This is a genomic window from Shewanella sp. S1-49-MNA-CIBAN-0167 (assembly GCF_040310145.1).
GTDB classification, from domain to species: domain Bacteria; phylum Pseudomonadota; class Gammaproteobacteria; order Enterobacterales; family Shewanellaceae; genus Shewanella; species Shewanella psychromarinicola.
The window spans coordinates 1-243 of the sequence record NZ_JBEOPO010000451.1; the positions used below are offsets into that span (position 1 = coordinate 1).

1 pseudogene is annotated in these 243 nt (G+C 48.1%); it reads right to left on the reverse strand.

The features are described from left to right. Positions 1-243: pseudogene (locus AAEZ00_RS22000) on the reverse strand (hypothetical protein); the annotation flags it as partial.

Genomic DNA, 243 nt, shown 5'->3' on the forward strand with positions numbered 1-243 from the left:
GCAGGATGGAATACCAAGAGCGAGCTTGCATGTACCGTATCATCAGGGGCAATATAATGAATGCCTTGCGGTAGTGAAAATTCAAGCTCAGGATAACGCTCGGCGACCGCTGCACTTTCAACGTAATCCTCACTCCAGGTTACTTCTGGCACTTCTTTATGATGACGTGCACTCCCGTAAAATAGAGCATGTGGAAAGTCTTTTGCCACTCGCGCACAGTGCACCGTATGAAAAGGATGTACG